The 14,888-nt window shown below is 53.5% G+C and carries 12 protein-coding genes; 7 read left to right on the top strand and 5 right to left on the bottom strand.

Translation table 11 applies throughout. The features are described from left to right. Nucleotides 1–139 precede the first annotated feature (139 nt). The 5 genes from HMPREF1292_RS09215 (at nt 140) to HMPREF1292_RS09195 (ending at nt 5,582) form a co-directional block, all read left to right on the top strand. Nucleotides 140–1,462: a molybdopterin molybdotransferase MoeA gene (locus HMPREF1292_RS09215; RefSeq protein ID WP_023019649.1), complete on the top strand. Its 1,323-nt coding sequence runs from the start codon at nt 140–142 to the stop codon at nt 1,460–1,462. 179 nt (nt 1,463–1,641) lie between these two features. Continuing rightward, nucleotides 1,642–3,183: an OFA family MFS transporter gene (locus HMPREF1292_RS09210; protein WP_023019648.1), complete on the top strand. Its 1,542-nt coding sequence runs from the start codon at nt 1,642–1,644 to the stop codon at nt 3,181–3,183. 135 nt (nt 3,184–3,318) lie between these two features. Then, complete coding sequence (locus HMPREF1292_RS09205) at nt 3,319–3,888, top strand: MogA/MoaB family molybdenum cofactor biosynthesis protein (protein ID WP_023019647.1); 570 nt, start codon at nt 3,319–3,321, stop codon at nt 3,886–3,888. Beyond that, nucleotides 3,869–4,369, top strand: a complete 501-nt coding sequence (locus HMPREF1292_RS09200; protein WP_023019646.1) for a molybdenum cofactor biosynthesis protein MoaE — start codon at nt 3,869–3,871, stop codon at nt 4,367–4,369. Before HMPREF1292_RS09205 ends, HMPREF1292_RS09200 begins: the two co-directional genes overlap by 20 nt. 58 nt (nt 4,370–4,427) lie before the next feature. Continuing rightward, the gene (locus HMPREF1292_RS09195; protein WP_023019645.1) at nt 4,428–5,582 is read left to right on the top strand and encodes a ThiF family adenylyltransferase; all 1,155 of its coding nucleotides are present in this window, start codon (nt 4,428–4,430) and stop codon (nt 5,580–5,582) included. Nucleotides 5,583–5,646: 64 nt separating this feature from the next. Here HMPREF1292_RS09195 and HMPREF1292_RS09190 read toward each other — a convergent pair whose 3' ends face one another. From HMPREF1292_RS09190 to HMPREF1292_RS09170, 5 genes are read right to left on the bottom strand one after another with little or no spacing between them, the layout of a single operon-like run. Then, nucleotides 5,647–6,294, bottom strand: coding sequence for a molybdenum cofactor guanylyltransferase (locus HMPREF1292_RS09190; protein ID WP_023019644.1), 648 nt, complete (start codon nt 6,292–6,294; stop codon nt 5,647–5,649). 28 nt (nt 6,295–6,322) lie between these two features. Then, nucleotides 6,323–6,802 (bottom strand): cyclic pyranopterin monophosphate synthase MoaC, encoded by a 480-nt coding sequence (gene moaC, locus HMPREF1292_RS09185; protein ID WP_021353089.1) that lies wholly within the window; start codon nt 6,800–6,802, stop codon nt 6,323–6,325. Between the two features lie 24 nt (nt 6,803–6,826). Continuing rightward, complete coding sequence (locus HMPREF1292_RS09180; RefSeq protein WP_023019643.1) at nt 6,827–8,194, bottom strand: molybdopterin molybdotransferase MoeA; 1,368 nt, start codon at nt 8,192–8,194, stop codon at nt 6,827–6,829. A gap of 15 nt (nt 8,195–8,209) precedes the next feature. Beyond that, complete coding sequence (gene moaA / locus HMPREF1292_RS09175; protein ID WP_023019642.1) at nt 8,210–9,328, bottom strand: GTP 3',8-cyclase MoaA; 1,119 nt, start codon at nt 9,326–9,328, stop codon at nt 8,210–8,212. 60 nt (nt 9,329–9,388) lie between these two features. Continuing rightward, complete coding sequence (locus tag HMPREF1292_RS09170; RefSeq protein ID WP_034646146.1) at nt 9,389–11,176, bottom strand: long-chain fatty-acid--CoA ligase; 1,788 nt, start codon at nt 11,174–11,176, stop codon at nt 9,389–9,391. A gap of 463 nt (nt 11,177–11,639) precedes the next feature. Here HMPREF1292_RS09170 and rho point away from each other — a divergent pair, with 463 nt between their 5' ends. Beyond that, a complete protein-coding gene (gene rho, locus HMPREF1292_RS09165; RefSeq protein ID WP_023019639.1) occupies nt 11,640–13,811 on the top strand; it encodes a transcription termination factor Rho in 2,172 nt (723 codons plus the stop codon). Nucleotides 13,812–13,814: 3 nt separating this feature from the next. Further along, entirely contained in the window at nt 13,815–14,888 is a 1,074-nt protein-coding gene (prfA, locus tag HMPREF1292_RS09160) for a peptide chain release factor 1 (RefSeq protein WP_021353094.1), read from the top strand.

Genomic DNA, 14,888 nt, shown 5'->3' with positions numbered 1-14,888 from the left:
GACTCAACATGTTCTAGAACATACCCGGCTGAGGTCGCTGGAAGGTGCCTAAATAACGCGTTGTTTGAATACATGGTGTTTAAACAGAACACTGCTTAAATACAACACACCTTAAATAGAACAGTGCTTAAATAGAATTATGAGCAACTGTCGACAGCAAGCGGCTGGAAGCACAAAGCCAACTCCAGAAGAACACTTGGCTAATATCACCGAATTGATCGCACAATACGGTATTTGGCCGAGTACAGAAACCATTCTGGTGTCTGATGCTTTAGACCGTTACCTTGTTACAGCTGTTCCCGCGCGGTATGATTCGCCGCGGTTTTCCAATTCACAGGTCGATGGCTATGCCCTAAGCCAGGCAGCTTTGGACCGCCTGCCGGGTAGTTTCTCCGTGGGCGCGGATATTCCAGCCGGAGCTGATCCGGCGCTGAAATATCCACAGGGGATTGACCCTGACAATAGCGGTGAGACGATCGTGCCAATCATGACCGGAGCTAAAATACCCGCAGGCGTAGCAGCCATTGTGCGTGTTGAAGACGCTGTACCACCGGAATTTCCGGAAAATATTCACAACGATGGTGCTAGTGGCACGGATACAGACACCTCCCGGGGCAAGCCCACAGCACCGCGCCGGGAAATTTCTATGGCGCAGCAAGGGCAGTTCATACGGCAACAAGGCATTGATAGCAGAGCTGGCGAGATTATTGTTGATTCCGGCGAGGTGTTGAACCCAACTGCGATTGCAGCTTTGGCACTCCAGGGGGTTTCGAATGTTGAGGTACGCAAGCGCGCGCGGGTTCTGATTGCTACCGGTGGGGCAGAGGTTGCCGAGATTGGTGAATTGGATGCCGAAGCTGGCTCCGCCGTCATTCCGGATGCGAATTTCCCCATGTTGGCGGCGCAAGCACAGCGCTACGGGCTAGAGCCGGTAGGCCGGGTGCATATTGATGATGACGTTGATTCGCTTGCTACTAGCTTGCAGCAGGCTATCGACGTGCATCATCCAGATTTGGTCGTTACCTCAGGCGGCATTAGCGAAGGGAAATACGAGGTCGTGCGGCAGCTGCTTGCTGACGGAGACGGCGCCTGGTTTGGTGCGGTAGCCCAACAACCTGGTGGGCCGCAAGGTTATGGAAGTTTTGCAGGTGTACCGTGTATTTGTTTGCCGGGTAACCCGGTCTCGTCGTTGGTGAGTTTCCGGTTATTCGTTGCTCCTGCGGTGGGATTGGTCCCGGAGCCAATCAAGGTTATGTCTGCGGAGCCTTTGACGGGGCTATCTGACAAAGATCAATTTTTACGGGCCCGACTTGAATATTCCAGCGGGCATGTTCGAGCGCGAGTCGTTTCTGGGCCTGGCTCGCACCTGTTGCAGCAGGCAGTAGCCGCAGACGCGCTGGTGCGCGTTCCGGCTGGTGCTACCGTTAACGCGCGTCAGCGGTTGTGGGCTTATCCGCTTTAGCTGGTTTGCCCTGCACGGGGCTATGAGGTTTTAGGACACCAAGATGTGAGCGAAAACCCGGGAAGCCCCAAAACGACTACAAGGTCGGCCTATTTTCTGCTGTCTGGGTCACCATCCTCTATTATGTTTAGCACACTAGAGTCAGTGAATTAACACACAATAATTATGGGGAGACACTTATGGCAACGGCCACCTCATTCTTTTTGCGTACTAGGATCATTGCGCCGAAAGAATTTAATCGCTGGTTAATACCACCAGCTGCATTGGCAATTCACTTATCGATCGGCCAGGTTTATGCCTTTTCGGTATTTAAAGCCCCGTTGATGGAGTTTTTTGCTGTCCGTGAAGTGGCCGTGGGGTGGATCTTCTCCCTTGCTATTGGAATGCTGGGGCTTTCTTCAGCCGTTGCTGGAAATTGGGTTGAAAAAGTTGGGCCGAGAACCTCAATGGCAACTGCTGGTCTGTTCTGGGTTATTGGCTTTTTCGTCGCTACAATTGGTCTCGCAATTGGGCAGTTATGGCTAGTCTATTTGGGCTATGGAGTAATCGGCGGTATTGGATTGGGGATTGGCTATATTTCCCCGGTATCAACCTTGATGAAGTGGTTTCCAGATAAACCCGGTCTGGCTACTGGGATGGCGATTATGGGATTCGGCGGCGGTGCCTTAATCGCGAGTCCTGCTTCCAATACCATGATGGAATTCTTTGGAGGCGGTTCAGATACCGCGAATCTTGCCGACGGCCTCTATGGGACGTTCCTGACCTTGGCTACCTTGTATCTGGTGGTCATTGCGCTAGGGGCTTATGCGATCCGGTTACCACATCCAGACTGGAAACCTAAGGGATATCAACCGGAGAGTAACTCCGGAACGAAGATGAAAACCACGGGAAATGTGTCAGCGAATACAGCCTTGCGGACCCCACAATTTTGGCTGCTGTGGGTTGTGCTTTTCGTGAACGTCACGGCCGGCATTGGAATTTTAGAAAATGCGGCCCCGATGGTGCAGGATTATTTCGCAGAAATTACGGCGGGCGCAGCCGCAGGTTATGTGGGCTTGCTGTCGCTAGCGAATATGGGGGGTCGTTTTGTCTGGTCAACGGTGTCAGACTGGATCGGCAGGAAAAACACCTATTTCCTTTACTTAGGTCTCGGATTACTCTTGTACTTGGTGGTTGCCAGTTTCTCTTCAGCGTCGCTGGCCATTTTTGTTCTCAGTACGCTGGTCATCATTTCTTTTTACGGCGGTGGCTTTTCTACAGTGCCCGCCTACCTGAAAGATCTATTCGGTGTCTACAACGTTGGAGCGATCCACGGTCGGTTGCTCACGGCATGGGCTGCTGCCGGTGTCGCTGGCCCACTGATCGTGAACACGGTGGTGGAATCCCGTGCCGATGCTGGCTTAGAAGGTGCTGACTTGTATCGGGCAAGTTTATTGTTGATGTGTGGATTGCTGGTTGTCGGTGTCGTCGCGAACCTTTTGATCAAACCTGTCAATGAGAAACACCATGTCGATGTAGACGTCGTCAAGCAAAAAGAAGCTGCTGACCGCAAAGCTGTTGAAGACGCAGAACGGGAAGCAAAGGAGAGCGGTCAGGCAAAAGGCAACTCTAGTTTCGCGCACAACGCGGTTTCGCTCATTCTGGGTATTTTTATCGGTGTGAGTTTGGCCTTCGGGCTATGGGACACGATGGTGCGCGCGGCAGGATTGTTTACTGGATAGCAATATCACGGTGTGCTAGGCAGTGTGAGATTCGCACATTCTATCGCGGTATGCGGGTTTTCGAATAAGATTGGGGGCGGAAAGCCCGTACTGATCGTGCGGCGAATGTGAGCTCACTACAGCAGAAAGGCCAGCATGGCGCGTAGCGATACTGCAGATTCCCTTGAGTTTGGGCATGACCAAAATACAGAGCATGCTGGGCATCCTGCACCTAGAGGATTGGTGCTGGTGTCCTCGACTCGTGCCGCAGCCGGACTCTACACTGATGAATCCGGCCCCATTGCTGTGAGATTTTTACGGGAGCAAGGCTTTTGCACCCCGGATGCACGCGTGGTCGCGGATAAAGATATATCCGTTGTTATTGCTGAAATTTTCGCTAGTTCTGACAGGCCTGACGTGATTTTAACGTCAGGTGGAACAGGAATTAGTCCAGATGATCAGGTGATTGAGTCGATCCAAGCACATCTGGATCGGGAGCTGCCTGGTATTGCACACGCGTTTTGGTCAAAAGGTCTGGAAAAAACGCCGACTGCAACACTATCTCGTGCACTAGCAGGCACTGTGGGACAGACCTTCGTGATGGCTATGCCTGGCTCACCGGGAGGAGTGCGCGACGGCGTCAAGGTGCTAGAAGACGTGTTGGTCCATGCAATTAATATTTTGAAAGGACGCCAAGTCACCAATCATGGCAAACATCATTCCTAATTCTTCTGGAGAACCCACAGCTGCGGCGGACCAAGCGAGAGAGCGCACGCTAAACGCGCACATCATCGGTACTGCCCTTACTGACGAGCCGTTGGAGCCATTACGCGAACAAGCGCAGCGATTGGTGCCCGATGCGACTGCCGGGGCTGTTGTTACTTTTGACGGTATTATCCGCAATCATGACCACGGACATTCGGTCGACGAGCTCGTGTATACCGCGCACCCCTCTGCCGAGAAGGAATTGTCAAATGTCGTCGCTGACATTGCCGCCGAGTACCCGGATGTGCGCCTGTGGGCTGCGCATCGCACAGGCAAGCTTGGGATCGGAGAGCTGGCTTTCGCCGTTGTGGTAGCGAGTGCACACCGTAAGGAAGCATTTGCTGCTTGTGCTGAATTGGCAGATCGTGTCAAAGCTACAGTGCCAATTTGGAAAGAACAATTTCTTACTGATGGCTCAACGCAATGGGTCGGCCTGGACTAGACGGTGAATCGTCATAACGTCATAAGGGAGACAGCATCACTAGGGAGGCAAAGAGTACATGGAGTTTGATCCGCAATGGGTTGCGCGTTATCAGCGACAACTTAGCTTGCGCGGTTTTGGCCGACAAGCACAAGAAAAGTTAGCTGGTTCGCACGTCGTTGTGGTTGGCGCCGGTGGATTAGGCTCTCCAGCGCTGCTGTATCTGGCCGCTGCAGGGGTAGGCGCGCTAACCATCATTGATGGTGATGAAGTCTCGTTATCTAATTTGCACCGTCAGATTATCCACACCACTGAGACAATCGGTACCCCGAAGGCTGCTTCGGCGAGGGATACTATCAAAACCCTGAACCCACATATAGCGGTTGCTGTCATCAATGCTGAACTAGATAGGGAACACGCGCGGGAGATTTTTGCTGGGGCTGATCTGGTGATAGATGGCACCGATAACTTAGGTGCCAGATACCTTATTTCGTGGGCTGCATTGCGCAGCGGAATCCCGCATATATGGGGTTCAATTCTGGGATTTGACGCACAAGTTTCAGTGTTCGGTTTAGGCGATGGTCCAATTTATGAGGATGTTTTTCCTACGCCGCCACCGCCTGGTTCGGTTCCTTCTTGCGCACAAGCAGGAGTGCTGGGACCAGTGGTCGGAGTGGTGGGCTCGGCTATGGCGTTAGAAGCAATAAAAGTACTCACAGGCATTGGAAAGCCGCTATCAGGGCGTCTGGGTTACTTCGACGCGCTGTTGGGGGAATGGGAATATATCCCAGTACGAGCTAATGCAATCACGCGTGAGTCTGTATTGTCTAGCGGTCCTATAAGGGCAGACGCTAATGAGGAGCCCGGAAATCAGCTCGAAGAAGGCCTAGTGGTCGATGACATTCCAGAGGATGCTGTGGTCATTGATGTCCGTGAACCCGATGAATATGCTGAATACTCGGTTCCTGGTGCATTAAATATCCCGCTATCGACCTTTAACGGCAGTGCTCAGCGCCCTGGTGAGCAAGCGAGTTCTGTAATCGCCGGTGAGACTGTCGCAGCTCAAGTCATCAGCACCGTTCGTGCACATGATCCACAGCACCCGGTAGTCATTTATTGTGCAGCAGGTAAGCGTTCAAGCCAAGCAATCGCGTACCTACAGGCGACGGGTATGACCCGCCTGGGAAATTTGCGTGGTGGGATTGACGGCTGGCTCACGCGGCAGGCTGAATAAACTTCTTCTGCAGAACCGCAAGCTCGAGTAACTGCAGAGTATAGAAGCACATAGTCGTGCAAATTTAGCGGGAATTATCTGTAGGTAGCTCTACCGCGCCACGTACTTTCAACTCAGCGAGACTGTCGTAATCTACCTCAAGCCCGCCACCGTCGACGCCAATCCAATCTGCGTGACGCACTAAAGCACGGGCTGGCTTGTTGTGCGCAGTACCAATTTCTGCGAGATTAACCTGCAGGCGTTCCGGTTTCCAAACTGAACACAATGGGTTCGCGATTCCCGCCGCATCTTCAATGATTGCTGCATCCCGTTCCGTATGCCGTGTCAGTTCAGCCATAAGTGCGGGTAGTAGCTGCCACGAGTCCGGCGCGTCTACGCTCAAGATTGCTACACGTTGTGCACCTGTCGGAATTGCTGATAATCCTGCAGAAATCCCGGCTAATGGCCCACCGAAGGCTGGATTTTCTGCAGTGTGCGAGATTTCTGCAGCTAGCTGTTTGGTGGAAACGATCACGATCGCTTGCTTCTCAACACCGAGTGACAGCACACCCGCAAGTTGATGGTCTATTAACCGGGTACCGTTGAGACGGATCGTGGATTTATCAATTCCGCCCATCCGCTCTGAACGGCCCCCGGCCAAAATAATGACGGCAAGGTCGTCGTAGGCGGGGGAATCGTCGGCAAGAATTTCTGGCTGATTTGCGTTGGTCATAGCTTTTACGTGGTGGTGTTTTTGTGACCTATTGCGGCTCCGGGCGAGACCAGTCGCCGGAACGGCCACCGGATTTCTTAATGATCGCGCAGTTGCTAATATATGCGCTCCGATCGACGCCTTTGACCATGTCGATTACGTTGAGTGCGGCAACGTTGACCGCAGTGAGGGCTTCCATTTCCACGCCTGTGCGGTCCGCGGTGCGTACTGTGGCTTCGATGCGCAGGCGATCTTCCAACAAATCTAGGGAAACCTCACACCCGTGAACCCCGATTGTGTGAGCCAATGGGAGCAGTTCTGGAACCCGTTTCGCAGCAGAGATACCGCCGATACGTGCGACAGCGAAGACATCACCTTTGGGGACGGTTCCATTGCGTAAGGCTTCCAGAATCTCCTTGGAGCACACAACAGAAGCTACAGCGGTTGCTGCGCGAACAGTTGGTTTCTTCTCTGTCACATCGACCATGTAGGCGTTGCCGGAACTGTCTAAATGCGGGGGTTGTTTCATGTATTTTCGCTTCCTATCAAGATGTTAACGAGACCAGCCGAGTACGGTTGCCATTCCAGGGGAATCAGGGTGCTCTACGTCTTCTGCTGGCGGAATCACTGCTAGACCGTCGATTCCTATGAGTGCACTGACGAAATGTGAACCGGGATTTCCTCCGGTATTTGGAACCGCGAGCAATCCGGTGTCAGCAGGAACGACCTGGACGGGTACCAATTGGGTTTTTCCAGGCCTCGGGAGTGGCAGGGTTGGGTGAGCGTGAACCAAGGCAGCGCAGTGTGGCCACCACTTGGTTGTGCTCCTGGCCTCGGCTGGGGTGGAGGTTACGCGACCCTGCAAAATATATAGGCAGGCAAGTACGTATACCGTCGCAGAGACATAGGCAGCAACAGGGTTGCCCGGTAGGGTTACGACAGCCGTGCCATTCCAGAGGCCAGCGCCTTGTGGTGAACCGGGCCGCTGTGCTGCGTTTCCGAACCAGAAATCCGCGTTTGGGGAATCTACAGCGGCAGCTTTGACCACGTCGAAAGCGCCTTGTGAGATCCCACCGGTGGTAACGATGAGATCTATTGGCTGTGCGCTTGACGACGTAAGTTCGTCGAGAAGCGCAGTGAGCTTGTCGGTTCCATCGCCGACGTGGAATCGGCGAACGTCGACTGGGCCGTGCTCAGCCAACAAATTGGCAACCATTGGGCCATTGGAATCTGCAATGCGGTAATCCGCATTTTCATCTGCGGTGCCGACACCGGTAGCAACACCGGCAGCGTTCGAGACATTGTTAGTAGCTGCGGCACCAACGTTGGCGGTGGAAACTAATTCATCTCCGGAAGAAATCACAGCAACCTGCGGGCGACGGTATACCGACACGTGAGAGACACCAGCGGTGAGAAAAAATGCCAGGGTCCCAGCGTCGATAAGTGTGTTGGGGTGAGCGATGTCTTCGCCTGGTGTTACTACTTCACCGCGCAACCGGATATGTCGCTTCTTTGGTGCCTCGTGGATGGTTACCTGTGTTGGTAATTGTGCGGGTCCTAGCGATGCGTCCGTGAATTCTGACGGAATCACCCGCAATGATTTTGCATCCCCGGAAATCGGGGCCCCCGTCATAATGCGAAGGGCTTGATTTGGCACAACTTCTTGTGGAAGCCCGCCGGCCGCAACTTCGCCGGATACCGGCAGCGTCCACGGGCCAGATCCAGAAAGATCTTTGTCATGGACCAAGAAACCATCCATCGCGGAATTGTGGAAAGAGGGGATAGCGACGCGGGCCTGCACAGTCTGCGCAAGGTAGCATCCATGAGCTTCCTCTACCGATAAGCGCTGGGGCTTGGTCGGTTGTACGAGTTCACGTACACGCTTGAGGTGTTCTGCAACCGAGACTGAAGAAGTAATCATTATTGTGTCGCCACCTTAACCACCGATAGCAGACATTGTCCGTGCAGGTTGCAAAAAGCCTTCGTCATTGATGCCGTGGCCAGGAAGTTTTTCCCACATGGCAGCTGCCCAGATTGTGGCTAGTTCGTCGTCGCTGGCACCAGCACGAAGCAAATCGCGTAACTGAGTTTCGCGGTTGCTAAATAGGCACGTGCGGATTGCCCCGTCTGCGGTTAGACGAGTGCGGTCGCAGTCTCCGCAGAACGGATAGGAGACTGAACTGATGATGCCCAGTTTTCCTCGGTGCACGCTACGATCTGCATTTTTCCACACATCCCATAAGGCAGCAGGGGCAGAACCACGTGGTTGTTTTGCCGGTGTCATAATAAACGACGATTGCAGCTTCGCTAGTATTTCGTCGGCGGTGATCATATCTTCCCGGGACCAGGCCTCGCGTGGTCCTAGTGGCATCTGCTCGATAAATCGCAGCTGCGCCCCTTTATCGAGTGCGAAAGCCGCGAGATCGACGACGTCGTCTTCATTGACGCCTTTCATTACCAAGGCATTGATTTTGATAGGGCTTAAACCAGCTTCGGCACACTTATCGATTGAGCGCAGCACATGATCCAGACGGTCACGGCGTGTTAGGGCCGTGTACTTTGCCTTGTCGATGGTGTCTAAGGATATGTTAATTCGATCTAGTCCGGCAGCTGACAAACTAGCTACGCGCTTATCTAACCCGAGCCCGTTGGTAGTCAGGGCGATTTCTGGCGCATCCCCGGTATCCGTTGTCAAGGCCTTGCTGCGTTCGATGATGCTGGGCAAGGATTTACGCAGTAAGGGCTCGCCACCGGTGAACCGTAATTTTCGAACCCCCAGTTTTTCCACGGCGATGCGAACTAAACGGATAACTTCGTCGTCGGCAAGCACTGCGCTATTGTGCATCCACTGCAGGCCTTCGGCTGGCATACAGTAAGTGCAGCGTAAATTACATTTGTCTGTGAGACTAACGCGTAGGTCGCGCGCGGTGCGCCCGTAACGATCAAGGAGTAGACGGGTGCCGTCGGCATTGGCTGCAGGAAGATCGTTAGCGATATCCTGCACAGGCGAGGTCGGAGGGGTAGTAGGATCAGGCAGCGCAACAGATGTGGACATATTAGTTCCTATTTTAATATCCCTGTGCGGCAGGCACAATGAGTCTGACAGTGGGAATGATCATGATGTACCATCGGTGAGTTTTGAATCTTCTGTGTCATCTTTTTGCTCGATGCGCACACCAGGACCTGGCAAGGCAATGATATCCAAGCGACCAGCTTCGAGGTGCTCACGGAGATCTTTTTTGTCGAACTTGCCGACGGAGGTCTTATCGATGGAATCGACAAAAGCCCAATATTCCGGTGCCATCCAATTCGGCAGCGATTCGCGAAGGTAATTGCGCAGTTCACTGGCTGTAGCTTCGGTGCGTGGTACACCAGCGTGTAGCACGGTGACTGCTAGCGGGCGCTCATTCCATTTCGGGTTTGGGTAGCCAATTACGGCACATTCCACAACCCTGTCGGAAGCCATCACCATGTTTTCCAGCCCAACGGAATAAATCCATTCGCCGCCGGATCTGATCACATCCCGGGCACGGTCGGATACCGTCAAAAAACCATCTTTGGTGATGGAACCCACATCGCCAGTCCGTAACCAGCCGTCGTCAGTAAACTTGTTACGAGCGGCATCAATATCATCGGCGACATCTTGGCCTCGGAATTCCGCTGCGGTTCCGTTGGACGCTTCTGCAGCAGAATGGAAGTATGATCCAGTAACCAGATTTCCCCGAACTTGGATCTCGCCCTCATTGCGGTCGGTGTTCGGCACGATTTCTCCGTCGTTTACTACGCGGTATTCCAGCATCGACGGAAAACGCCCCTGCGAAATCCGGTATCCCCAGCGCGCTTCTCCAGATACGCCTGATGGTGGGCGCGAAACAGTGCCTATGGTGGTAGTTTCCGCCATTCCCCAGACATGGACGACATCGACACCGTAGCGCTCCTCCCAGATTTTAATCAACGACGGTGGCGCTGGGGAGCCTCCAGCGAATATTTCTGTCAGCGACATCCGCTCTGGTGGATTCTTCAGATAGTGCACCATCAGCTGGATCCAGAGGCTGGGCACGCCGTTCGCGCGTCTCGGGTGTGTTGCTTCTATGATCGTGGCGAGTGTTGGTGCAGAGGTGTCAGCGTCGGGGAGTACTAAGGGAGCGCCGGATAGAAAAGCAGCAAAGGGGACGCTCCAGCACAACACGTGATAGATCGGAACACCACACAGAAATGATTCGCCATGAGTGATGGCAAGAGAATCAGTGGTACGCAGTTGTAGTGCTGCTAAGTAGATTGCTCTGTGTGAATAGACCACGCCTTTCGGTGCTCCAGTTGTGCCTGTCGAATAGCACAGCGCGGTAGCATCACGCTCGTCAACTATTGGCCAATCAAAAGTGGTTGGTTGGCCATCTAATAGGGATTCATAGGAATACACCGAAATATGAGCTGGTAACTGCTCCGCGAAATCCGCGAGCTCATTAGGCCTTGGTAAACCAATGAAAGCCACGGTGCGTACACACGGCGCCTCTTCTGTAATCTTTCGCACTTGGTTGATCATCCGCGGGTCGGCGACCAGCATCTCGGTGTGGCTGTGATTGACGATGTGCGTTAATTGATCCAGCATCAACTGCTTGTTGAGTGGAGCGAAGACCGCCCCCATTGACATCACGCCAAACATGACTTCGAGATGTTCGGCGCAGTTATTAAGCAAGGTGCCGACCCGCTGGTCGCCATCAATCTGAAAACGTGTACGTAATGCGTGCGCAAATGCCGCTGCCCGGGACGCGATCGCGCTAAAAGTCGTTTCTTGGGGGCCATCCGGAGACCAGGTGGTGACCTTCGTCGTGGCGTGCGTGCTGCGACCGTATTCCAAAATTCTGGACACAGACAGCGGCAGATCCTGCATCGTCGAGAGCATGAGCCCAATTTTAGCGGTGACTGCAGGCATTAGATAGTAGCTGCCGAATAATGCCTAGCGGGACAGTAAAAGGTTAGAGAATGAATGGGAATATGGCTCCATTAGGGGGTAAATACGAAAAAACATTGATGTGCGCTACACTGGTGCGTGAAATCGGTAGGCAGAGTATTCACACCGTCTGCACGATTATTCTAAATTCTCACAATCAGGAATGCCCGAGCGAAGATGCTGCGGTATCTCGCCGTGCGGGATCCGAATGAGAAATTTGGAATTAGTCTTTTAACTTTTCACTACTGCCACGGTGTTGCGCGCAGAAAGCAAGCAGCCGGAAGTGATGCCAAGGCATCTCACAATCTCTTCCGCGCACGCGTTGCGCACTGCCCGCACCCAGGCTGTAGTCCGGGATCCCCGGTTATCGGGGCTACCTGAATCACGCGAGAAAAATCGACGCGAAAGGATATCCGTGAGCACAACGGACAACCCAGACCTGTATTCCATGAAGCTTCCTGAATTGCGGGAGCTTGCCATTGCCAAAGGGTTGAAAAGCATCACTGCCCTGCGTAAGGGAGAGCTGATCGTAGCAATTGAAACTGGTAAGGTGCCACGTAAATCCACTGAGAAACCGTTGCCGCGAATGAAGAAATCCGAGTTAGAAGCACAGCGTGCCGCGCGATTGGCCGCTCAGGAATCCGGAGCAGGCAGCGTACGGAATTCGCCTGAAAATGAAGCTCCTGCCTCAACCGAGCACACTGAGCAGCCCGTATCTGTAAAGCAAGATGCCACAGTGGATGGTGGCGATCACGCTAGGGACAGCAAAGAAGGGCAGCAACAACCGGGTCTAGACAAGAACACCCCTGGTGCTGCACAAGAGGAAGAGACCCCTTCGCCTGCAGCAGCTCGCCGTGCGCGCCGGGCACGTGCTAAAGCTCGCGCTAACAACAACCAGCACAACCAGCAGCATGAACATGACCGGAATCGCCGGAACGACAATGATTCCCGTCGCGGATCGTTGCAGGCTACACAGGCGTCGGAGGTTGATGAAGCGGTTCAAACGCAAGACCAGGAGCAGCACCCCGGTCAGCAGCCCGTTGTGCAACGTACTAGCCCGGCTGCTAACACCCGGAGAGGGCGTCGAGGTCGGCGTGTTCGTCGTTTAGGTGAAAACAATCACCAGCAGGAAGCGGTACAAAATGATTCTCAGGACCACAGCAGTACTGACAACAATGTTGGTGAGGTAGCAGATCGGGGTGGCCAATCTGAGCGCCAAGATCGTACTGACCATGACCACCGCAACCGCAATGCACGTGGTGGCCGCGACGACCGCGACAACCGGGGTTCACGGGAACACCGGAATCGTGGTAACAACCGGGACAATAACGGGTTAAGCAATGATCACTCTGGAAATCATCAGGGGGATAACCACGATGGTGGCAATGACCAAGGCGGTAACAATGACAACCGCAATAACGGTCTGCAAGAAGTCGCGGGCATTCTGGAAGTAGTCGATGGCAATGCTGCCTTCTTGCGTACTACGGGATATCGTCCGAGTTCGCTTGATGTTTTCGTCAACACCAATTTGGTTCGCCGTTTCCATTTGCGTACTGGCGATTATCTCACCGGCAAGGTGAAAATGACCGGTGGCGGACAGTCACATGGCAAAGGCCGTAATCGGAAAAAGTATAACCAGATGGTGTTCGTGGAAACCGTCAACGGTTTGCACCCTGAAGAAGCCAAGCAGCGACCACAATTCAGTAAGCTCACGCCGTTGTACCCGAATAAGCGTCTGCGTCTGGAAACTGAGCCGAAGATTCTAACCACCCGCGTGATTGACTTGATCATGCCGATTGGTAAAGGCCAGCGAGCGTTGATCGTTTCGCCACCAAAGGCTGGTAAAACGACCATCTTGCAGAACATCGCGAACGCAATCTCGACGAACAATCCGGAATGCTATCTGATGGTAGTGCTTGTCGACGAACGCCCAGAAGAAGTTACCGATATGCAACGCAACGTCAATGGTGAAGTCATTGCGTCAACTTTTGATCGTCCACCTTCAGAGCACACCGCAGTTGCCGAACTTGCTATTGAGCGTGCTAAGCGCTTAGTAGAACAGGGCCAGGATGTCGTCGTGTTGTTGGATTCGATCACCCGTCTGGGCCGTGCATACAATAATTCGTCACCAGCGTCTGGTCGCATCCTCTCGGGTGGTGTCGACTCGAACGCACTGTATCCACCGAAGCGATTCCTTGGTGCGGCCCGCAACATTGAAAACGGTGGGTCGTTGACGATCATTGCGACCGCTATGGTGGAGACCGGTTCGACTGGTGACACCGTGATCTTTGAAGAGTTCAAGGGCACTGGAAACGCAGAGCTGAAGCTGGACCGTGGAATCTCCGAGCGCCGTGTCTTCCCGGCAGTTGATGTCAACCCATCGGGCACGCGGAAAGACGAGTTGCTGTTGGTGCCAGAAGAAGCGCGCATTATGACGAAGCTGCGTAGGATTTTGTCCGCGCTGGATTCGCACCAGGCTATAGATTTGTTGATTAAACAGCTGCGGAAGACGAAGTCGAATGGCGAATTCTTGATGCAGGTTGCGTCGTCGGCTCCGATGGCAGCGGCGCTTGAAGAAGAGGACTAATTAATGGCTAATGAGGTATCACTTGTCGACGATGTCGTTTCTGAATATCGTGGCATTGAAGCCCAGATGTCAGATCCGTCAATTGCCGGTGACCAGGCACAATTCGGTAAGCTCTCGAAACGCTATGCCGAATTGCGGCCTATCATGCTCACCTATGAAGAGCTGACCGCAGCGAAAGAAGATTTAGAAGCTGCGCGGGAGATGGCTTACGAGGATCATGATTTTCAATCGGAAGCTGATGAACTTGCGGTACGAGTAGAACAGTTGCAGGAAAAGCTTGCTGACCTGTTAGCACCGCGGGATCCGCAAGATTCTGAAGATATCATTATGGAGATCAAGGCTGGTGCAGGTGGGGAAGAGGCCGCATTGTTCGCCGCCGACCTTGCCCGCATGTACGAGCGTTTCGCCGATAAGGCCGGTTTTGCCTGGAACGTACTTGCGCTGAATGAATCTGATCTCGGTGGCGTTAAAGATATGACGATTTCTTTCCGTGCGAAAAACCCTGGTCGTGATGGCGCTTGGGCATTTTTCAAGTATGAGGGCGGAGTGCACCGTGTACAGCGCGTGCCGGTAACCGAATCCCAGGGGCGCATCCAGACTTCCGCGGCTGGTGTTCTGGTCTACCCGGAGCCGGAAGAAGTAGAATCGGTCGACATCAACGAAAAAGACTTGCGTATCGACGTCTACCGTTCTTCAGGCAAAGGTGGACAAGGAGTCAACACCACGGACTCGGCAGTTCGTATCACGCACTTGCCGACCGGGCTGGTGGTGACCTGCCAGCAGGAGCGTTCACAGATCCAAAACAAAGCACGGGCCATGCAGGTGCTGCAGGCGCGGTTGGATCAGATTGAGCGGGAAAAAGCAGACGAAGAAGCGGGTGAACAAAGAGCTTCGCAGGTGCGGTCGATGGACCGTTCAGAACGAATTCGGACCTATAACTGGCCGGAAAACCGGATTGCGGATCACCGCATCGGATACAAAGCCAGTAACTTGGATAGCGTCCTCAATGGCGACATGCACGATTTGATCAAGGCTTTGCAGGATCAAGAACGTGCAGAGCGCTTAGAGGCGAAGTAA

The sequence above is a fragment of the Corynebacterium sp. KPL1995 genome, assembly GCF_000477935.1.
GTDB classification, from domain to species: domain Bacteria; phylum Actinomycetota; class Actinomycetes; order Mycobacteriales; family Mycobacteriaceae; genus Corynebacterium; species Corynebacterium pseudodiphtheriticum.
Note: the sequence above shows the minus strand (reverse complement) of the source record. Positions and strands in the feature narration are given on the sequence as shown.